This window comes from Enterobacter cloacae complex sp. S3 (genome assembly GCF_014930495.1).
Lineage (GTDB): Bacteria > Pseudomonadota > Gammaproteobacteria > Enterobacterales > Enterobacteriaceae > Enterobacter > Enterobacter asburiae_B.
Window position 1 is genome coordinate 258,559 of sequence record NZ_JADBRD010000016.1, and the last position, 20,743, is coordinate 279,301.

The following is a 20,743-nucleotide window of genomic DNA, read 5'->3' on the forward strand; positions in this document are numbered from 1 at the left end:
GGCTTTGGCGCGGGCAATCGCCGCTTCAACGGCGGCTTTGCGTGGGTCGACCGCTTCTTGCTCGACGACTACCTGCTGCTCTCCAGCTTTGCGGGCCTTGGCCCGGGCTATCGCCGCTTCAACGGCCGCTTTACGCGGGTCGATCTCAGTATCTGCCTGAACCGTTTGCGCTTTTTCCGCCTGACGCGCGCGAGCCGCAGCCTTTCGCGCTTCGCGGGCGGTAATCGCTTCGCTGTTATCCGGTTTTTCCCCGGCCTGGATCACCACCGTCTGGGCGGCATCGGCTTTTTTCTCGCGAACTCGCGCCAGTGCGGCGTTGATCGCATCCTGATCTTTCCCGGCAGGCTGAACGGCGGCCTGTTTATGGCGTTCCTGACGGGCGATTTTTTCGCGCTCCAGTCGCGCCTGACGCGCTTCGAAACGTGCCTTGGCTTCCGCGGCGCGTTTTTCTTCCATGGAGATGGCATAAATCTCGGCCTTCTCCTGACGGAAGTATTGCACCAGCGGAATGTTGCTTGGGCAGACCCAGGCGCAGGCGCCGCATTCAATGCAGTCGGCCAGGTTATGGGATTTTGCCTTGTCGTGCAGCTGGCCTTTGCTGTACCAGTACAGCTGCTGCGGGAGCAGATCCGCCGGGCAGGCATCGGCGCAGGCGCTGCAGCGGATGCAGCCTTTCTCTTCCTGCTCTTCGCCCATCTCGGTCGGGGAAGGGGCGAGCAGACAGTTAGTGATTTTCACTACCGGAACGTCCAGCCACGGCAGCGTAAAGCCCATCAGCGGGCCGCCCATGATCACCATCTGGTCGCTGGCCGGGCAAAATTCAGCCTGTTCCAGCAGATGGCGCACCGGCGTACCCAGACGCGCCCAGACGTTGCCCGGACGGGAAACCGACTCGCCGGTCAGCGTCACCACGCGCTCGGTCAACGGCTCGCCGTCAATCACCGCGCGTTTCACCGCATAGGCGGTGCCGATGTTTTGCATCAGCACGCCGATATCCGAAGAGCGTCCGCCGTGCGGGACCTGCTTGCCGGTGAGAATTTGCGTCAGCTGTTTTGCGCCGCCAGAAGGGTACTTGGTCGGGATAACGCGCAGGCTAATATCATGACTGCCCGCCAGCACGGCGCGCAGCATCGAGATGGCCTGCGGTTTATTGTCTTCGATACCAATCAGCACTTCCCGCGGCTTCAGAATGTGCGCCAGGATGCGGATGCCTTCCACCACCTGAGCGGCGCAATCCTGCATCAGACGATCGTCGGCGGTGATATACGGCTCGCACTCGGCGGCGTTGATAATCAACGTCTGAATGTTATCGCCACCGCCGCGCAGCTTGACGCCGGTCGGGAAGCCCGCGCCGCCCAGCCCGGCGACGCCGAACTGATGAATACGCTCGATAAGCGCTTCGCGGCTCTGGCTGCGGTAATCGCTCCAGCCGTCACGTTCAATCCAGCGGTCTTCGCCGTCGGCTTCAATGATCACGCTCAGCTCCGACAGCGCGGACGGATGAGCCACCGTATGAGGGGCAATCGCTACCACTTTACCGGAGGTGGGGGCGTGCACCGGCAGCATACGTCCACGGCCAAAGGTCAGCGGCTGACCGCGAAGAACCGTATCGCCTTCTTTCACGCACAGCTCGCCCTCAGCGCCAATATGCTGCTTGAGCGGCATGACGTAACGCGTCGCCAGCGGAATTTGACGCAGCGGCGTGCCGTTGGACTGGGTTTTCATCTCTGGCGGATGGATACCGCCGTCAAAGTCCCAAATCTTCTCTTTTCTGAAAGCAGAAAATAACTTAAGCATGTTGTTCCACAGGAATGATGCGAACCGGAATGGTTTGAAGATCCCACTTCCAGCTTTCGGTAGTCGTTTCAACCGGGCGCAGCTCGATACATTGCGTCGGGCAGGGAGCCACGCAGAGGTTACAGCCGGTGCAGAGGTCCGCCACGACGGTGTGCATGGCGCGGGTGGCGCCGACAATGGCGTCAACCGGGCAGGCCTGAATACATTTGGTGCAGCCGATGCAGTTGGCTTCGTCGATCACGGCCAGGGCGCGAACCGGCTCCTGCACCTCCGCATCGCCATCAACGGGCTGCGGATCGACGTTAAGCAGGGCCGCGATTTTCAGCATCACCGCTTCGCCGCCGGGGGCGCAGCGGTTAATTTTTTCACCCTGAATCCCTACCGCTTCGGCATAGGGGCGGCAGCCCGGGTAGCCGCACTGCCCGCACTGGCTTTGCGGCAAAAGCTCATCAATTTTTTCAACAACGGGATCGTCCTCTACCGCGAAACGGCGGGAGGCGTAACCCAGGATAAGGCCAAACACCAACCCCAGGACGCTGATAGAGGCGATGGCAATCCAGATAGCATTCATTACAACTTCACCAGACCACTAAAGCCCATAAAGGCCAGAGACATTAAACCCGCGGTAACCAGCGCAATCGCGTTACCGCGGAAGGGCGCAGGGATATCCGCTGCCGCCAGACGCTCGCGAATCGACGCGAACAGGACCATAACAAATGAGAAACCGACGGCGGCGGAAAAACCGTACAGCGCCGACTGCATAAAGTTATGGCCAAGGTTGATGTTCAGCAGCGCAACGCCGAGAACGGCGCAGTTGGTGGTGATCAGCGGCAGGAAGATACCCAGCAGGCGATAGAGGGCCGGGCTGGTTTTACGCACCACCATTTCAGTAAATTGCACAACAACCGCAATGACCAGAATAAAAGCCAGCGTGCGAAGATAGATTAACCCCAGCGGGATGAGGATCCAGGTATCAATCAACCACGCGCAGATGGACGCCATCGTCATGACGAAGGTTGTCGCCAGCCCCATGCCCATCGCCGTTTCCAGCTTTTTGGACACGCCCATAAACGGGCACAGGCCAAGGAACTTCACCAGAACGAAGTTGTTAACCAGCACGGTGCCGACAAAGAGCAGTAAGTAATCGGTCATTATTTAGCCTGAAATAAAAAAGCCGCCTATTATCGGACAAACTCACGCAGGCGACAACAGGTTATCTGTAAGGTTATTACGGGTTCACGAAGGTGTTTTTCACCCGCGTCGAACGCTTGAAATAGGGGACCAGCAGCGCGGCCGCCAGTAACGGGAAAAGCAGCTGACGAACGGCCAGAGCGTCTGATACGGGCGAAAAAGCAAACGCTTTAACCGCCAGCAGAACCGAAATCAGCAGCCAGATAATGTAGTGCTTTGGCACACTCTTGCGTCGCTTAAAGAAGGCGATGGTCAGCCACAGGGTGTAGTACCACATCCCAATCGCGAAAACGAACGACACAAACCACATCGCAATATTCAGCACGCTTTGCGACATCAGGGTCTGGATGGCGTGAGGGGTAATCAGTGCGGTGGTATACAGCAGCAGCGCAAGTGAAGCGCTTAATAAGGCAACCAGCAGCCATGCCAGTGGGGCAATTAACCAGCCTCCAATGCGTTCTCCAGGCGTTGCGGTCATGAACTCTCCCATAATCTGCGCGAAATGTTGTACAGCCAGTTTGCAGGGCGGAGAGTATATAACATTTCGCGCGGATGGCTACTTTCTTATAAAACGTAACGCCATACGGACTTAGGCACTTCACCCACGTTGAACAAACGACCTCCGGAAACCAGCTCCGCACGGCGATGGTCAGCGGCGCGATACATATTAATGATGTCCTGATTATCCGACAGGGTGTAGTTCAGATGGTCAAACAGTTTTTCCAGGCTCTCAAGCGAATTGATCTTGCGAAATTTTAATAAATAGTCCTGAACTGTCATATTAATAAGTTTCCATATAAAAGTGAGTAATACCAGTTAAGGTAATTCGTTCGAATAATAAACGGATTAATAAAGACGTAAACAGCCCACTCAGGTAACGCGACGAAATTAGGAGTTTTCTTTGCTGAAATTCAGGCATCAGACGATGCCTGGAAGAGAAGGTTAACCGTGTTCACCAGGGCTGGCAATAAGTAACTGACATATTATGTCACTCTTTATTGCAGTAACCGGTTACTTAGGTTGGGCGACTGCGACAGGCTCCGGCGGCTGGTAGTTATCGATATGGCTGGCAACGCCCAGCAAAATGACCGAAACCCCAAGGACAATCCATCCCGCTAATTCAATGATTCGATTAATAATTGACGTCATGATTCGTAGTTGTACTTTATCCATAAATACAGGTCGCAAATGTTACAGCGACGTTTCCCCGACGGCAAGCGCTTTGGGAACGGTTCCCTTAAACAAAATCAGTGGGTTAATACTATGTAACAAAAACAACCCCTACGACCTGCTATTTTAAGTCATATGGCACATTATTAATCTGTGGTAATGCCAGGCTAGCCAGTGTGAAATAAGAACGTCATAAAAGAGGACGGCACTATGAGTGATAATATCCGCGTTGGGCTTATCGGCTACGGGTATGCAAGCAAAACGTTTCATGCGCCTCTGATAGCCGGGACGCCGGGGATGACCCTGGCTGCGGTATCCAGCAGCGATGCCGCTAAAGTCCATGCCGACTGGCCTTCCGTGCCGGTTGTCTCTGAGCCAAAACACCTTTTTAACGATCCAAATATTGATTTAATCGTTATCCCCACCCCGAACGACACCCACTTCCCGCTGGCAAAGGCCGCGCTTGAAGCCGGTAAGCACGTGGTTGTCGATAAGCCCTTTACCGTCACGTTGTCTCAGGCTCGCGAGCTGGATGCGCTGGCAAAAAGTCTGGGCAGGCTGCTGTCGGTATTCCATAACCGCCGCTGGGACAGCGACTTTCTGACGGTAAAAAGGCTTCTCAGTGAAGGCACGCTAGGGGAGATCCTCTTTTTTGAATCGCACTTTGACCGCTTCCGTCCGCAGGTACGAAACCGCTGGCGCGAGCAGGTCGGTCCGGGCAGCGGTATCTGGTACGATTTAGCCCCGCATCTGCTGGATCAGGCCGTCAATCTTTTTGGTCTGCCGGTGAGCATGACGGTCGATCTGGCCCAGCTCCGGCCCGGAGCGCAGACGACCGATTACTTCCACGCGGTGCTCAGCTACCCGCAGCGGCGGATTGTGCTGCACGGCACGATGGTCGCGGCCGCGGAATCGGCCCGCTACATCATTCACGGCACGCGCGGGAGCTACGTGAAGTTTGGCCTCGATCCGCAGGAGGACCGGCTGAAAAGCGGTGAACGTTTGCCGCAGGAAGACTGGGGCTATGATATGCGGGACGGCGTGGTCACGCGGGTGGAAGGTGAGGAACTGGTAGAGGAAACCTTGCTGACGATCCCGGGCAACTATCCGGCCTATTATGCGGGCATTCGCGATGCGCTGAACGGCACGGGCGAAAATCCGGTTCCGGCCAGCCAGGCGATTCAGATTATGGAGCTGATTGAGCTGGGTATTGAATCTGCCAAACATCGCGCCACGCTCTGTCTGGCATAAGTTTTAAGGGCTGTTGTAGGCCGGGTAAGGCGTAGCCGCTACCCGGCAAATGCTCAACCGCGAGCCACTTTATCTTTAAGCGCCTGCTTCTCTTCAGGCGTCAGGAAGGCGATCTCCAGCCCGTTGATCTGCGCCTGACGGATCTGCTCGCGGCTCAGACCCGCCTGCGGTGCGGCGATGTTGTATTCGTGGATGATATCCACGCCCTGAACCGCCGGGTCGTCAGTGTTCAGCGAGGCCAGCACGCCGTGCTCGAGGAACGTTTTCAGCGGATGATGCGCCAGCGTTGCCACGGTGCTGGTCTGAATATTAGACGTCAGGCACGACTCAATCCCGATACGCTGCTCCGCCAGGAAATCCATCAGGGCGCGATCTTCTACCGCCTTCACGCCGTGGCCGATACGCTCGGCGCCCAGCTCGCGGATGGCCTGCCAGATGCTTTCCGGGCCAGCCGCTTCACCCGCATGCACGGTAATGTGCCAGCCGGCATCGCGCGCGCGGTTGAAGTGGGAGAGGAACAGACTGCCCGGGAAGCCCAGCTCGTCACCGGCCAGATCGACGGCGGTGATGGCATCGCGATGGGCCAGCAGCGCTTCAAGCTCCTGCAGGCAGGCGGCTTCGCCGAACGTACGGCTCATAATGCCAATCAGACGGGCCTGAACGTCGAAGGTTTTACACCCTTCGCGCACGCCTTCAATCACGGCTTCCACCACGCCTGCAACGGGCAGGCTGTGGGTCATCGCCATATAGCCCGGCGAGAAGCGCAGCTCGACGTAATGCAGGCCATTACGGGCCGCATCTTCAATGTTCTCAAACGCCACGCGGCGGCAGGCATCCAGCGAGGCCAGCATCTTCACGCCCCAGTCGAGTTTGCTCAGGAAGCTGACCAGGTCCGGTTCATTGGAGGTTACCTGTACGTGAGGGATCAGCGACTCAAGCGTCTGCGCAGGAAGCGTTAAATTGAACTGGCGGCCAAGATCGAGGATGGTTTGGGCACGAATGTTACCGTCAAGGTGACGATGAATATCAGTTAAAGGCAGGCGTGTATCAATCATGGTCGCACTCTTTTCTGGTTAAAGTGCGCCATATTATAAAAACAAAACGGGGTAAAAAGCTATTTGCGCAAGGGAATATTCCGTTGCGCAAATTGATTACAGGAGCGTGTTAATCCCGGCAATGAGGCGTTGCACCCCTTGTTCAAGCTTGCTGCGCGGACAGCCGGCGTTCAGGCGAACAAAGCCGTTTCCCTCTTTGCCGTAGGTATATCCCGGCATGATGGCGACTTTTTGCTGCTCGATCAGCACTTTTTGCAGCGCCCGATCGTCAATGTTCAGGGGGCGCAGGTCAATCCAGGCCAGGTAGGTCGCTTCGGGCGGCTGCCAGTTCAGTTTCGGAAAGGCGCGGTTTACTTCCTGCGCGATATACAACAGATTCTCTTCCAGATACCCCCGCAGGGCATCCAGCCACGGCGCTCCCTGCTGATAGGCGGCAATATGCGCCGTCAGCGCCAGCACGGAAGGGGAAGAGAGTCCGTCCCGGCCTTTTAGTGCGCTGAGATAACCGTTACGGCTCGCTTCATCGCCGATCAGGCCGTAAGCGCCCGTCAGCGCCGGAATATTAAAGCTTTTCGAGCCGGAGGTGAGAAGCGCCCATTTACCGCGCGCCACCGCGTTCCAGGGCGTGTGGCGATGCTCTCCCCACACCATATCCATATGGATTTCATCGCTGATAACCGCCACGTCATAGCGTGCGCACAGTTCAGCCATCTGCGCCAGCTCGTCCCGCGTCCAGACCTTGCCGGTCGGGTTTTGCGGGCTGCACAGCAGCAAAATTTTGTTTTCAGGTTTCGCCAGGGCCACTTCCAGCGCCGCCATATTTCCCTGCCAGCCTGCGGCATGCTTTTCCATCTCCACGGGCACCACATGACGCGCATTCCCTTCAATAGCTTTGTAAAACGCGTCGTATGCCGGGGTGTGAACCACTACGCCATCGCCGGGGTGTGACCAGAGACGAATCAGCTCTGACACCATGTAGATAACGGAAGGACCATAAACGACGGTTTCCGTATCAATCTGGCTGTTAAAGCGCTGCTGGAACCAGTGCGCGACGGCGGCGAGAAACTCATCATTCTTCCAGCGGCTGTAGCCCAGCACGCCGTGATTAATGCGCTGATGCAGCGCGTCGGTAACGCAGGGCGCGGTGGCGAAATCCATATCCGAGATGGTGAAGGGCAGCAGATCGGCCGCGCCAAAGCGGTCGGCGACGTAGTCCCACTGCGTACACCAGGTGCCGTGTCGATCCACGACGGTAGAAAAATCAAACATGACGTGAGTCCTTAAAGTAAAACCCCCTCAAGAGAGGGGGCTGAGGCATCAGGCTTCAACTGTTCGCATCAGGGTTGCCAGCTCATCCTTCACCGACTGGACCTGCGGGCCGATAACCACCTGCAAATTGTGCTGATTTAACTGTACCACGCCGATGGCCCGGTTGGCTTTCAGGGCGTTGGTATCCACTTTTGACATATCCGCCACCGACAGACGCAGGCGGGTGATGCAGTTATCGAGCGAGGTGATGTTATCCGCGCCGCCCAGCGCCGCCAGAATGGCCGGTGTGTTGTAGCCGGATTTGCCCACGGTCCCGGCAACCGCCTGTTCAACGCTGCTCGCCGTATCGGTATCGCGGCCAGGCGTTTTCAGGTTAAAGCGGGTGATGGCGAAGCGGAAGATGCCGTAGTAAACCGCAAACCAGATAGCCGCCACGACCGGCACCAGGTACCACTTGGTGGACAGGCCGTGCAGGATCCCGAACACCACGAAGTCGATCACGTTGCCGTCGGTGTTGCCGATGGTCACGCCCAGCACCGCCATCACGGTAAAGCCCAGACCGGTCAGCACCGCGTGGATGAGGTACAGCACCGGTGCGACGAACAGGAACAGGAATTCGATTGGCTCGGTGGTACCGCCCACGACGCAGGCGATCACGCCGGAAATCAGCAGGCCTTTAATTTTATGACGGTTTTCCGGGCGAGCGCAGTGGTACATCGCCAGCGCGGCACCCGGCAGGCCGCCGAGGAAGGCAGGCATTTTACCCTGAGACAGGAAGCGGGTGGCGCTTTCGGAGAAGCCGTGTGTGGTCGGGCAGCTCAGCTGCGCCTGGAAGATGGTCAGCGCGCCGCTCACGTCGTGACCGCACACCTCCATCGTACCGCCCGCTTCGGTGAAGCGAATCAGGGCCACCAGGATATGCTGCAGGCCAAACGGCAGCAGCAGACGCTCGCCGGTGCCGAAGATCATCGGACCGAAATCTCCCGCGCCGTTGATGATGCGGCCAATACCGTTGATGCCCATCGCAAAGACCGGCCAGATCAGCGGAATGATTAAACCGAACAGACCCATCACCACCAGGGTAACAATCGGCACAAAGCGGGTACCGCCGAAGAAGGCCAGGGCATCCGGCAGCCGGATATTATGGAAGCGCTCGTGCAGCATCCAGATAATCACACCCGCGATCACCGCCCCGAGGATCCCGGTATCAATAGACTGGATACCGATCACGCTCTGAATGTTGTTGGCTTTAAGTACGGCAGCGTCGGTGGTCGGCAAAATGCCTTTCGCGGTCAGCCAGAAGTTAACCGCCAGGTTCATCACGGCGTAGCCCACAAACCCGGCAAACGCCGCGACGCCTTTGTTCTCGCGCGCCAGGCCCAGCGGGATAGCGATACAGAACATGACGGGCAGGAAGCTAAACGCAAAGGAGCCAACTTTACTCATCCAGATGAAGATCGCCTGCAGCACCGGGGTACCGAGGAACGGGATCAGCGTGATGACGTCTTTACTGCTCAGCGAGCTGCCGATCCCGAGCATGATCCCGCAGAACGAGAGGAGTGCCACGGGCAGCATAAAGGTTTTACCCAGTTGCTGGAAAAATTCCCACAGCGATATTTTTTGTGCTGCTTTCGCCGTCATAAAACGACTCCTTTATTGTTAAAATCAGTTTGCCTGCTTCAATGCTGCGAGAAGATAAAACGTTTTATCAAAGTTTAGTGCGCGCTAAATCACATTCTCAGGCTTTGACTGGTAGTATAAAGATAACGTATTGATAAAACGTTTTACCGATCTCATTTCAGGGAGTCACGCCAACACATGGCTGTAGCGAAAAAAATCACCATCAACGATGTCGCGCTGGCGGCGGGCGTTTCCGTCAGCACCGTTTCTCTGGTGCTAAGCGGAAAAGGGCGCATCTCTCCTGCGACCGGTCAGCGGGTTAACGAGGCGGTTGAGCAGCTGGGTTTTGTGCGTAACCGTCAGGCGTCGGCGCTGCGCGGCGGGCAAAGCGGGGTGATTGGCCTGATTGTCCGCGACCTGACGTCACCTTTCTATGCGGAGCTGACCGCAGGGTTAACCGAAGCGCTTGAAGCGCAGGGGCGGATGGTCTTTCTTCTGCACGGCGGTCGCGAGCCCGATCAGCTTCTCTCCCGGCTCGATATGCTGCTGAATCAGGGTGTTGACGGGGTGATCGTCGCCGGGGCGTCGGGCGTGGGCAGCGAGCTGTGCGAGCGCGCCGCCGAAAAAGGCGTGCCGCTGGTGTTTGCTTCGCGCGCCAGCTATCTGGACGAGGCCGATACGCTGCGCCCGGATAACATGCAGGCCGCGCAAATGCTGACCGAGCATCTTATTCGTCGCGGACACCAGCGCATTGCGTGGCTCGGCGGGAAAAGTTCGTCCCTGACCCGCGCCGAGCGGGTCGGCGGCTACTGCGCGACGCTGATTAAATACGGCCTGCCGTTCCACAGCGAATGGGTCGTGGAGTGTGAATCCAGCCAGAAGAAAGCGGCGGAAGCGATAGGCGCGCTGCTGCGCAGCAGTCCGACGATCAGCGCCGTGATTTGTTACAACGATGTGATTGCTATGGGCGCCTGGTTTGGCCTGATCCGCGCCGGGCGTCAGAGCGGCGAGGGCGGGGTGGAAACCTTCTTCGGCCATCAGGTGGCGCTCGGGGCGTTCGCCGACGTCGGTGAAAACGCGCTCGACGATCTGCCGATCGTCTGGGCTACCACCCCTGCGCGGGAGATGGGCTACACGCTGGCGGACAGGATCATGCAGCGCATCGACAACACGGACGTTCAGGCCGGACACCAGATTGTGGCGGCGCGGCTGGTGACGGTGAAATAATCTCCGCTGCACTTCGCCCGGCGGCGCTTCGCTTGCACAGGCCAACAACGGCTCGGGATCGTAGGCCGGGTAAGCGTCAGCGCCACCCGGCAATAAAAAACCCCTCGTGCGAGGGGTTTTGACGTTTACTGCTGCGGTGCCGCCGGTTCGGCTGGCGCTGCGGGTTCAGCCGGTTCCGGCATCCCCAGCGTCGGCATACCAAACATGCCGACAAAGTCTTCCAGCGGCATCTTGTCGCCGTTCAGCGTTACCTGGCCGTTGGCGTACTGCAGGCTGGTGGAAATCGTGTCGTTTTCCACTTTGGTGATGCGGAACATCTGGCCCATGGCCGCCAGACCTTTCACCTGCTGGTTCGCCAGCTTGCCGGCGTCTTCATCGCCGTAGCCTTCCAGCTTCGCAATCTGGGTCATAAACTCGGTCGCCATATCCATCGGGATGGTCAGCTTGCTGTCGAGCGACTTCACGCTGCGATCCACTTCCTGCGCCAGCGTCTGCGGTTCACCCGTTGCGGTTGCCGGATCTTTCAGGAACAGCGACAGGTTAAAGCTGGTTTCGCCTTTGCTGTTTTTCCAGCTCAGCGGCGCAACGGTGACCACCGGCTCGCCTTTCAGCAGGACAGGCAGGTTGTTGAACAGTACCGCCATCGCCTGCTGCTGGTACACTTCAGGGTTCTGCTGGAGTGCGGCATCGGTCAGCAGCGCCTGGCTCTCTTTGCTGTATTTCTGGCTAAACTCGTGCCACGCCTGGCCGTCGATATTGCCGATCTTCAGCGACAGCTTGCCGGTGCCCAGATCCTGATTCTGCACTTTCAGGCTCTTCAGCGTGTAATCCAGCTGCGTGTTGATGCTTTTACCGTCTTTGGAAACGTCGGATTTACCGTTGACGTCCATACCTTCCAGCACGGCCATCTCTTTTCCTTCAACCGCAATGGCAACCTTGTCGAGAGACAGTTTTTGATCGCCGATACGCTCCTGGAAATCGGTCATTCGGCTGTTGCCGTCGGCTTTCAGGTTGCTGAAGGTGAGCTGAACCTTTTGGTTATATTCGTTCACGGCATTGACCAGGCCGCTTTCCGCTTCACCCGTCAGGGAGAACACGTTTCCGTCGCGGTCAGCGTCAAGTTTGAAGTGACCGCCGCTGAAGGCGACTTTCTCATTCTCTTTCTCGTAGTTCAGCGCTTTCAGAGCAATATCGGAGCTCGTGTCACCGGCATAGCTGATGCGGGTATTAATGTCGAATGGCGATTCATTCTTTGCCAGGTCAAACAGCGGTTTGGTGACGTCGTTATTCACCAGCACGGTATGAACGGACGCCATCGACGGGATCAGGTTAAAGGACTTCAGCTGCGCCAGCGGCAGCGGACCGTGGCTCACCACCTCGTCCAGCACCACGCTCTGGCCCGGTTTCAGCCAGCCGTTTTCAGCACCGGCCACTGGCTTCACAACCAGCTGCATACGGCTGGTAAACACGCCGCGATGATAATTCTGGTAGCTCAGCTCAAGGCCCGCCTCCGGCGCGCTGCGCTTAATCTCTCCGTTAGCCTGCGCCACCATCTCAGCCAGACGGCCTTCCAGCTGTTTCCCGGTAAACCAGGAGGCACCCGTCCAGACCACGCCTAACGCTACAATCACTCCAACCGCTACGACCGATTTTTTCATTGCGACTATCCCTAAAATGAAACCAGGCGGTAAAAACCGCCTGGAGATATTAAGCCTGCAACTAGCTTAGCAAGAGTTGTTAAAAAAATCAGTAAGTCCCTAATACCCGTCATACTTCAAGTTGCCTGTGCGTTGGCTTTCCTCGCTCACCCCAGTCACGTACTTATGTACGCTCCTGGGGATTCGCTGCGTCGCCGCCTTCATGCAACTCGAATTATTTAGGGTATAGCTTATTAAAAACGCGCGCCAGACGACCGGTGCCGCTTACGCTGACCGGTGATTCATTGGCTGCAACGAATGCTGACTCACCGGGCTTAAGCACCAGACGCTGCTCGCCTTTGCGAAGCGTCGCTTCGCCCTCGGCGCAGAACAGAATCGCCGCGCTTTCCTGCGCGATGGCGGTTTCGGCCTGGCTCAGGTCGTGCAGGGAAAAAGCAAAATCCTCAACCGGAATTGGGAAGTCCAGCTCTGCGCCGTTTTTCACCGGCTGAGTCAGCAGCTCCGCGGCAGGTTTCGCCACAAACTTCACGTTGGCAACCAGTTCAGGAATATCGATGTATTTCGGCGTCAGGCCTGCGCGCAGCACGTTATCGGAGTTAGCCATTACCTCCAGCGCAACGCCCTGAAGGTAGGCGTGCGGGGTTTCAGCGAACAGGAACATCGCTTCGCCCGGGTTGAGCTTCACCACGTTCAGCAGCAGAGGGGAGAACAGGCCGCTGTCGTCCGGGTAGAATTCGGAGATCAGGCGGATAGTCTCCCACGGTTCACCCTGCTGGCTGCCCAGAGCCGCTTTCAGCACCGCCAGCGCGTGGGATTTCTCTTCACCCTGCATATTCAGCAGGCTGGCAAACAGCTGGCTCAGCGCGTCCGCGTTCGGGTTTTCAAGGAAGTGGGCGATAGCCTTGTGGGCACCCGCGACCGGTTGCAGCAGGGAAACGATCTCTGAAAACTCGCGGAACGCGTTCATCGCGAGGAACGGGGTCAGCGCAAAGACCAGCTCCGGCTTGTGGTTAGGATCTTTGTAGTTACGCTCGGCGGCGTCTAAAGGAATTCCCGCCGCGTTCTCTTTGGCAAAGCCGATTTCAGAGGCTTTCTTGTTCGGGTGAACCTGGATGGAGAGCGGCTGGTCGGCGCACAGCACCTTGAACAGGAACGGCAGTTCGCCGAAGCGCTGAGCCACCTTGTCGCCCAGCAGCGCGGCTTTATCGGCGTCAATCACGTCACGCAGGCTGCGAACCTGGCCGCTGGCGTCTTCAATTTTTGAGCTGCTCTTCGGGTGCGCCCCCATCCACAGTTCTGCCATCGGCAGGTTGTTCGGGTTCGCGATACCGTAGAGATCCGTTAACGCAGTTTTACTTCCCCAGGCGTAGTTTTGCACTGAGTTAATGAGTTTTTGCATTATCAAGCCCTGATTCAATTGTGGAATTAACTCCAGGTATTAAAGCAATAAACCTCATGGAAGTAACCTGTGGATGTAAAAAGTCGTACTAGTCTCAGTTTTTGTTAAAAAATTGTGTAGGATAAGCTGACTCGCTTTTAAGCCGGGCAGCGGAACATCTGCCCTGAATAAACAGACCGAAGCAGTAAGTGAGAGACCAATGTCGAATAAACCCTTCCATTATCAGGATCCTTTCCCCCTCAGTAAGGATCGGACCGAGTATTACCTGTTAACCCGCGATCACGTCTCCGTCTCTGAGTTTGAAGGACAAGAGATCCTCAAGGTGGATCCGCAGGCGCTGACGCTGCTGGCGCAGCACGCTTTCCACGACGCCTCGTTTATGCTCCGCCCGGCGCACCAGCAGCAGGTTGCCGATATTCTCAGCGACCCGCAGGCCAGCGAAAACGATAAATACGTTGCCCTGCAGTTCCTGCGTAACTCAGACATCGCCGCGAAAGGTGTTCTGCCTACCTGTCAGGACACCGGCACGGCGATCATCGTCGGTAAAAAAGGCCAGCGCGTCTGGACCGGAGGCGGTGACGAAGCGGCCCTGGCGCACGGCGTCTACAACACCTACACCGAAGATAACCTGCGCTACTCGCAAAACGCGGCGCTGGATATGTACAAAGAGGTCAACACCGGCACCAACCTGCCGGCACAGATCGATCTGTACAGCGTCGACGGTGACGAGTACAAATTCCTCTGTATCGCCAAGGGTGGCGGTTCAGCCAACAAAACCTATCTTTACCAGGAAACCAAGGCGCTGCTCACCCCGGGCAAGCTGAAAAATTACCTGGTTGAGAAGATGCGCACCCTCGGCACCGCGGCGTGCCCGCCGTACCATATCGCGTTTGTGATTGGCGGTACGTCGGCGGAAAGTACGCTGAAAACCGTTAAGCTGGCCTCAACCAAATACTACGACGGCCTGCCTACCGAAGGTAACGAGCACGGCCAGGCGTTCCGCGACGTGCAGCTTGAGCAGGAACTGCTGGAAGAAGCGCGTAACCTGGGCCTCGGCGCGCAGTTTGGCGGCAAATACTTTGCCCACGACGTGCGCGTGATCCGTCTGCCGCGTCACGGTGCCTCCTGTCCGGTCGGGATGGGCGTGTCCTGCTCCGCGGATCGCAACATCAAGGCGAAGATCAACCGCGAAGGCGTGTGGATCGAAAAACTGGAAAACAATCCGGGCAAATACATCCCGGAAGAGCTGCGCAAAGCGGGTGAGGGTGAAGCGGTTCGCGTCGACCTGAACCGTCCGATGAAAGAGATTCTGGCGCAGCTTTCGCAGTATCCGGTCTCGACCCGTCTCTCGCTGAACGGCACGATCATCGTGGGCCGCGACATCGCGCACGCGAAGCTGAAAGAGCGTCTGGACAACGGCGAAGGGCTGCCGCAGTACATTAAAGATCATCCGATCTACTACGCAGGCCCGGCGAAAACGCCTGAAGGCTACGCGTCCGGCTCGTTAGGCCCAACCACGGCAGGGCGCATGGACTCGTACGTTGACCAGCTGCAGGCCAACGGCGGCAGCATGATCATGCTGGCGAAAGGCAACCGCAGCCAGCAGGTGACGGACGCCTGCCACAAGCACGGCGGCTTCTACCTCGGCAGCATCGGCGGCCCGGCTGCGGTTCTGGCGCAGGGCAGCATCAAGAGCCTGGAGTGCGTGGAATACCCGGAACTGGGTATGGAAGCGATCTGGAAAATTGAAGTGGAAGATTTCCCGGCGTTTATCCTCGTGGATGACAAAGGCAACGACTTCTTCAAGCAGATCCAGTCGTCCCAGTGTTCGGCGTGCGTGAAGTAATTCTGTAAATTGCCGGGTGGCGCAGACGCTTGCCCGGCCTATATTCTCGTAGCTCGGGTAAGGCGCAGCCGAAACCCGACACCAAAAAGAGCGCACAAAGCGCCATATCGTTTCTCAGAAGTCATCAATACTTATCCCTTAAGCATGTGAGCAATCCCTCTTTTGTTATCAAGGAGAAAGTAATGACCACGGTACGCCATGAGAAAGACTCGATGGGCGCCATCGACGTCCCGGCCGACAAGCTTTGGGGCGCACAAACCCAGCGTTCGCTGGAGCACTTCCGTATTTCGACCGAAAAAATGCCCGTCTCGCTGATTCAGGCGCTGGCGCTCACCAAACGCGCCGCCGCGAAAGTGAACCAGGATTTAGGCCTGCTGACGGCAGACAAAGCGACCGCCATCATCAACGCCGCCGACGAAGTGCTGACGGGCAAGCATCCCGACGAATTCCCCCTCGCCATCTGGCAGACCGGTTCCGGTACCCAGAGCAACATGAACATGAACGAAGTGCTGGCAAACCGGGCCAGCGAACTGCTTGGCGGCGTGCGCGGCATGGAGCGTAAGGTCCATCCGAACGATGACGTCAACAAAAGCCAGAGTTCCAACGACGTCTTCCCGACGGCGATGCACGTGGCGGCGGTGATTGCTATCCGCGAGCAGCTTATCCCGCAGCTCAACGTGCTGAAAGCCACGCTCAACGAGAAAGCGCAGGCCTTCCGCGACATCGTCAAAATTGGCCGTACGCACCTGCAGGACGCCACGCCGCTGACGCTCGGCCAGGAGATTTCCGGCTGGGTGGCGATGCTGGAACATAACCTGAAGCATATTGAGTACAGCCTGCCGCACCTGGCGGAGCTGGCGCTCGGCGGGACGGCGGTCGGGACCGGGTTAAACACCCATCCAGAATACGCGGTGCGCGTGGCGGAGGAGCTGGCAAACATCACCGGGCAGCCGTTCGTCACGGCGCCCAACAAGTTCGAAGCGCTGGCGACCTGCGATGCGCTGGTCCACACCCACGGCGCGCTGAAAGGGCTGGCGGCCTCGCTGATGAAAATCGCCAACGACGTGCGCTGGCTGGCCTCGGGTCCGCGCTGCGGCATCGGTGAAATCAGCATTCCGGAAAACGAGCCGGGCAGCTCCATCATGCCGGGTAAAGTGAACCCGACCCAGTGCGAAGCCATGACCATGCTCTGCTGTCAGGTGTTGGGCAACGACGTAGCCGTCAACCTGGGCGGTGCGTCCGGCAACTTCGAGCTGAACGTCTATCGCCCGATGGTGATCCACAACGTTCTGCAATCGATTCGTCTGCTGGCGGACGGGATGGAGAGCTTTAACGAGCACTGTGCGGTAGGGATTGAGCCGAATCGCGAACGTATCAGCCAGTTGCTCAATGAATCCCTGATGCTGGTGACGGCGCTGAATACCCATATCGGCTACGACAAGGCCGCCGAGATCGCTAAAAAAGCGCATAAAGAGGGGCTGACGCTGAAAGCCTCCGCCCTGGCGCTGGGCTATCTCACGGAGGCGGAGTTCGACGCCTGGGTTCGCCCGGAAGCGATGGTCGGCAGCCTGAAATAGTCATCCCGCCACGTACAGGTGCAGCCGCGGAATAATTAGCTGCAGCGGCTGCGCCTGAGGTCTGTAACGGTGCTGGACATTGTCCGCATCGTAATTCAAAAGCTCACCAATATCCGGCACGATGGCCCCCCGATCGGCATCATAGAGCGCAATCAGCGGCGTAGGGCAGGCATACTGAACCTGTTTTTGCTGGCCGGAATACCAGACGCGGGCGATAGGCTGTACCTTCACCGGACGCTTTATCTTGAGGCGCGCGTCCGCCGGCAGCGAGGCGATGCTGTGGTACTCCTGCTCCAGGCGCTCAATCCACTGCTCGCGCGACCACGGTGCGACGGTGCGCGGCGTCTTCAGGCTTTTTTCCAGCTGCGCCAGAATTTCATCCCGGGTGAAGTTTTTAATGATGTGCTTATTCGCCCAGCCGAAGCGCAGCGTGGCGGGGTGACGCAGTACCGTCAGCGTGCGATAGGCGTTCAGGGTAATCAGCCCCGGAAGCTGACGGTGCACCCATTCAAACCGGGCGGCAGGGGCGAGGCCGGACTCTTCGGTAACGATCTTTTCAAAGGCCGCTTTCAGGGTGTTGATGTGGGTAATCTGGCTTTCCAGCGCGTCGCGCGTTGTCGCATCGGTTTGCAGGCAGATCACGCCGGGCAGACGCACGGCGGCCTTACTGCTGCGGTTTTCTGACTGCTGCTGGATAAACAGGCGGCGATAGTGCTTCAGCGTCAGCTCAAGGGCGGCGCTGCCGATGTGCTGTTCAACCGCGATGGTGTCCAGCGGGTCGTGCTCGGCCCCTTTGGCCACCTCGGGCAGGGTAAAGACGCGCGCGGCCAGCAGACGGCAGCTCTGCAAACGTTCGGTCAGGGTCAGGAGCTCGTGTTCTATTTCCCGAAACGTGCTGTTCAGCCGTTCGAGGAGATCGTAGGTCGCCATAAGCACTCTCGTTAGTTACAACATACTTATCATATAGCACAGCACGCCGGGTCAGGCCAGCGTGCGGTTGAAGTCAGGCAGGGACGGGAAGGGCGATGTTATGGTATACCGGCCAGCTAAAGCAGAAGCGCGCGCCGCCGAGCTCGCTCTCTTCGCAATGCACCGTGCCGCCCATCGCCTGCGCGATAGAGTAAACAATCGCCAGCCCCAGGCCGCATCCGCCAGTGGCGCGATCGCGGCTGGGGTCGAGGCGGACAAACGGTTCAAACACGGTTTCTCGCGCTTCCGGGGCAATCCCCGGACCGTCATCCTCCACCGTCAGGCTGGCCTGATTGCCCTGCAAATCCAGCCCAATCTGTAGCGTGCTTTCGCTGTAGCGCATGGCGTTGTTCATCAGATTGTCCAGCACGCGCTCCATCAGGCGCATATCGAGCGCGCCGTAATCACCCGGCGTGACGCGCGTTAACAGCGTGCGCTGCGGGTTCACGCTCTGAACGTCATCGATGTGGGTTTGCAGCCAGGCAGGCAGGTCCGGCGTGCTGAGGTTCAGTTCGTTTTGCGGACGATCGAGTCGTGCGTAGGTCAGCAGCTCCTCAATCAGCGCCTCAAGCTGGCCGATATCGCGGTTAAGCGCCTGAGACTCCGCTTCCGTCAGATTCTCGCTCATCTCCAGACGATAGCGCAGGCGAACCAGCGGCGTGCGCAGCTCGTGCGCAATCCCGTCGATCAGCTGCTTTTTACTGGCGATCAGGGCATTGATGTTATCGGCCATCTGGTTAAAGGCCACGCCCAGACGTTCAAAACTGGAACCGCTGTCGAAGTGGATGCGTTCGGTAAAATGCCCTTCGCCAAAACGCTGCGCGGCGGATTCCAGCTTCAGCATGTCCTGCCAGTGCGGGCGCATCCAGATAAAGACCGGAAACGCGAGCGAAATGGCGATAAAGGCCATCAGCGCCATGTCCAGCAGACGCATCTGGTGCAGATAATAGAGATAGGGTACCGGCCCGACGGCCAGCACGTAATGGCTGCGCGGAATACGCTGGATAAAGGTGTATTTCTCGTCCAGCGCGACGATGTCCCCGTCGCGCAGACGCTGCATGGCGGGCGGATCCAGCTCAAAATCTTTTAACGGCTCGATGCGTAAATCGAATGACAGGTTCAGATCCAGCTCTTTGAGGGTTTTCGCCCAGTCGTGCGGCGGGATCTCTCTCAGCTCGCTGCGCATCAGATAGAGCGAGCTTTTCATCAGATCGTCCAGCGACTGCCTGCCCGCACGTTCGGCGGTGAATTTATAGACCAGCCCGACCAGCATGGTCATGACCAGGAAACAGACAAACAGCAAAAGATAAAACTGCACAAACAGCTTTTTCATTGGATCTCACCGAAGAAACGCTTTGTGCAGAATATACATGAAAACCCGTCGATATTTTCATGTCTGTGGAGCGCGTTACATGGCAATTGCGCTGTTTTTTACCTTGGCGATGAGTGTTTCCGTTACGGCCAGTCCTTCCGCAATGTGCATATCAATCACATCGGTACCGAATTCGTTAATTAAATCCAGAAGTATTTCGTAAGTCTGGATGAGCTCAAGGAGATCAAAGAGCGCTTTTTGATCGGCGCGTGAGGGGGAGGAATGGCTAAGCGCAGCCTGATTAACAATCCATTCAAGATTGGTTTTGATGGCTTCTACCTGACTGTAGCTATACATATTTCATGGGCTTAAATCCTCATTTCAAGATTTTATGGGAGAGGTATCGTGAGAGCTTCACGGTGAAAAAAGAGTCTGCATGTCGCCGGGGCAGTGCTGGCTGTAGAAAGAATGGATGAAGATTTAATTATGGGATAGTTCGCGTGCTTAGCAAGTTAATTGTTGCGCAAACGTAAAAATAAACGCGCGAAAGAGAGGGCATTGCTGCGTAATACCTTCATTTCGCGCACGTTATGCTAGCCAGGTAACGGAATCAGGTTTCCCAGGCGTGCGGGGCAAACAGATAACCCTTGTTACGCACGGTTTTAATGCGGTAGGGCTCGGTAGCGTTATCCTGCAGCTTTTTGCGCAGACGCGAAATCGCCACGTCAACGCTGCGGTCCATTCCGTCATAGCTCACGCCACGCAGGTTTTTCAGCAGCGCGTCGCGGTCCATGATTTGCCCGGCGTGCGTTGCCAGCTCCCACAGCAGGTCAAAGTCTGCGGTGGAGAGGGCGATAAGCTCGCCGGAGAGCAGCACCTGGCGGTTAATGGGGTCAATAGACAGCGTACCAAAGCGCATCGCTTTGTGCGGCGTCAGAGACGGCGCGGGCGCTTCGCGTTCGATGCTGGCGTGCTGGCGCAAATGAAGGCGCAGGCGGGCAAGCAGGACGGCAGGCGGTGTGGTTTTCAGAATGTAGTCATTGGCGCCCATCTCCAGCGACAAAATGTGGTTCATATCGCTGTCCAGTGAGGTGAGCAGGACGATAGGGCCCTCCCACCGGGCGCGCAGGTCACGGCAGAGCGTCATGCCGTCTTTGCCTGGCAACATAATATCCAGCAGTACCAGATCCGGGTTTTCACGGACGACCACCTCTTCGGCACGATCGCCGCGAGGTTCAACAATGACGTCCATATCATGTTTACCCAGATAGGCGGCGATCAGTTGTCCGACCTCGGGTTCGTCTTCAACATAAACAATCTTATTCATACAGCGTCTGTTTTCGTGAAAAAAGCCAACATACACCGCGGAACCTTAACCTTCCATTAATCTTTCAAAATTAAC

19 protein-coding genes are annotated in these 20,743 nt (G+C 57.4%); 4 read left to right on the forward strand and 15 right to left on the reverse strand.

Features of this window, described 5'->3' with window-relative positions:
- The 6 genes from rsxC to blr all read right to left on the reverse strand — a co-directional run.
- Nucleotides 1–1,797 (reverse strand): electron transport complex subunit RsxC (gene rsxC, locus IM317_RS09920; RefSeq protein WP_193362473.1); only part of this gene is annotated, 1,797 nt, incomplete at its 3' end.
- A complete protein-coding gene (gene rsxB, locus IM317_RS09925; RefSeq protein WP_023311378.1) occupies nucleotides 1,790–2,368 on the reverse strand; it encodes an electron transport complex subunit RsxB in 579 nt (192 codons plus the stop codon). The genes rsxB and rsxC, both read right to left, overlap by 8 nt.
- Nucleotides 2,368–2,949, reverse strand: a complete 582-nt coding sequence (rsxA, locus tag IM317_RS09930) for an electron transport complex subunit RsxA (RefSeq protein WP_014883581.1) — start codon at nucleotides 2,947–2,949, stop codon at nucleotides 2,368–2,370. The genes rsxB and rsxA overlap by 1 nt, the downstream gene beginning before the upstream one ends.
- Before the next feature lie 76 nt (nucleotides 2,950–3,025).
- Entirely contained in the window at nucleotides 3,026–3,466 is a 441-nt protein-coding gene (locus tag IM317_RS09935) for a DUF2569 domain-containing protein (RefSeq protein WP_023311379.1), read from the reverse strand.
- Nucleotides 3,467–3,552: 86 nt separating this feature from the next.
- A complete protein-coding gene (gene ydgT / locus IM317_RS09940; RefSeq protein ID WP_013096896.1) occupies nucleotides 3,553–3,768 on the reverse strand; it encodes a transcription modulator YdgT in 216 nt (71 codons plus the stop codon).
- Nucleotides 3,769–3,999: 231 nt separating this feature from the next.
- The gene (gene blr / locus IM317_RS09945) at nucleotides 4,000–4,125 is read right to left on the reverse strand and encodes a division septum protein Blr (RefSeq protein WP_170864498.1); all 126 of its coding nucleotides are present in this window, start codon (nucleotides 4,123–4,125) and stop codon (nucleotides 4,000–4,002) included.
- Nucleotides 4,126–4,368: 243 nt separating this feature from the next.
- Between blr and IM317_RS09950 the strand changes: the two genes are divergently transcribed.
- Entirely contained in the window at nucleotides 4,369–5,409 is a 1,041-nt protein-coding gene (locus IM317_RS09950; protein ID WP_033145336.1) for an oxidoreductase, read from the forward strand.
- A gap of 53 nt (nucleotides 5,410–5,462) precedes the next feature.
- Here IM317_RS09950 and add read toward each other — a convergent pair whose 3' ends face one another.
- From add to malX, 3 genes are all read right to left on the reverse strand, one after another.
- Nucleotides 5,463–6,464, reverse strand: coding sequence for an adenosine deaminase (add, locus tag IM317_RS09955; protein ID WP_033145337.1), 1,002 nt, complete (start codon nucleotides 6,462–6,464; stop codon nucleotides 5,463–5,465).
- A 96-nt stretch (nucleotides 6,465–6,560) separates the two neighbouring features.
- Nucleotides 6,561–7,733, reverse strand: a complete 1,173-nt coding sequence (locus tag IM317_RS09960; protein ID WP_033145338.1) for a MalY/PatB family protein — start codon at nucleotides 7,731–7,733, stop codon at nucleotides 6,561–6,563.
- Between the two features lie 48 nt (nucleotides 7,734–7,781).
- On the reverse strand, nucleotides 7,782–9,374 hold the full coding sequence (gene malX / locus IM317_RS09965; protein ID WP_029740306.1) for a maltose/glucose-specific PTS transporter subunit IIBC: 1,593 nt from the start codon (nucleotides 9,372–9,374) through the stop codon (nucleotides 7,782–7,784).
- A 177-nt stretch (nucleotides 9,375–9,551) separates the two neighbouring features.
- On the opposite strand from malX, the gene IM317_RS09970 reads away from it, so the two are divergent.
- Entirely contained in the window at nucleotides 9,552–10,580 is a 1,029-nt protein-coding gene (locus tag IM317_RS09970) for a Mal regulon transcriptional regulator MalI (RefSeq protein WP_033145339.1), read from the forward strand.
- Nucleotides 10,581–10,705: 125 nt separating this feature from the next.
- On the opposite strand, the gene IM317_RS09975 is transcribed toward IM317_RS09970, so the two are convergent.
- The gene (locus IM317_RS09975; RefSeq protein ID WP_033145340.1) at nucleotides 10,706–12,238 is read right to left on the reverse strand and encodes a YdgA family protein; all 1,533 of its coding nucleotides are present in this window, start codon (nucleotides 12,236–12,238) and stop codon (nucleotides 10,706–10,708) included.
- 214 nt (nucleotides 12,239–12,452) lie between these two features.
- Nucleotides 12,453–13,637 carry a mannose-6-phosphate isomerase gene (manA, locus tag IM317_RS09980; protein ID WP_033145341.1) on the reverse strand — a complete coding sequence of 395 codons (1,185 nt, stop codon included), beginning with the start codon at nucleotides 13,635–13,637 and terminating at the stop codon, nucleotides 12,453–12,455.
- Between the two features lie 199 nt (nucleotides 13,638–13,836).
- On the opposite strand from manA, the gene fumA reads away from it, so the two are divergent.
- A complete protein-coding gene (gene fumA, locus IM317_RS09985) occupies nucleotides 13,837–15,483 on the forward strand; it encodes a class I fumarate hydratase FumA (RefSeq protein ID WP_029740299.1) in 1,647 nt (548 codons plus the stop codon).
- Between the two features lie 182 nt (nucleotides 15,484–15,665).
- Nucleotides 15,666–17,060, forward strand: coding sequence for a class II fumarate hydratase (fumC, locus tag IM317_RS09990; RefSeq protein ID WP_033145342.1), 1,395 nt, complete (start codon nucleotides 15,666–15,668; stop codon nucleotides 17,058–17,060).
- On the opposite strand, the gene tus is transcribed toward fumC, so the two are convergent.
- From tus to rstA, 4 genes are all read right to left on the reverse strand, one after another.
- Nucleotides 17,061–17,990 (reverse strand): DNA replication terminus site-binding protein, encoded by a 930-nt coding sequence (gene tus, locus IM317_RS09995; RefSeq protein WP_033145343.1) that lies wholly within the window; start codon nucleotides 17,988–17,990, stop codon nucleotides 17,061–17,063.
- 73 nt (nucleotides 17,991–18,063) lie between these two features.
- Nucleotides 18,064–19,362, reverse strand: a complete 1,299-nt coding sequence (rstB, locus tag IM317_RS10000; RefSeq protein WP_033145344.1) for a two-component system sensor histidine kinase RstB — start codon at nucleotides 19,360–19,362, stop codon at nucleotides 18,064–18,066.
- Between the two features lie 75 nt (nucleotides 19,363–19,437).
- Nucleotides 19,438–19,698, reverse strand: a complete 261-nt coding sequence (locus IM317_RS10005) for a hypothetical protein (RefSeq protein WP_033145345.1) — start codon at nucleotides 19,696–19,698, stop codon at nucleotides 19,438–19,440.
- 253 nt (nucleotides 19,699–19,951) lie between these two features.
- The gene (gene rstA / locus IM317_RS10010; RefSeq protein WP_021241154.1) at nucleotides 19,952–20,668 is read right to left on the reverse strand and encodes a two-component system response regulator RstA; all 717 of its coding nucleotides are present in this window, start codon (nucleotides 20,666–20,668) and stop codon (nucleotides 19,952–19,954) included.
- Nucleotides 20,669–20,743 lie beyond the last annotated feature (75 nt).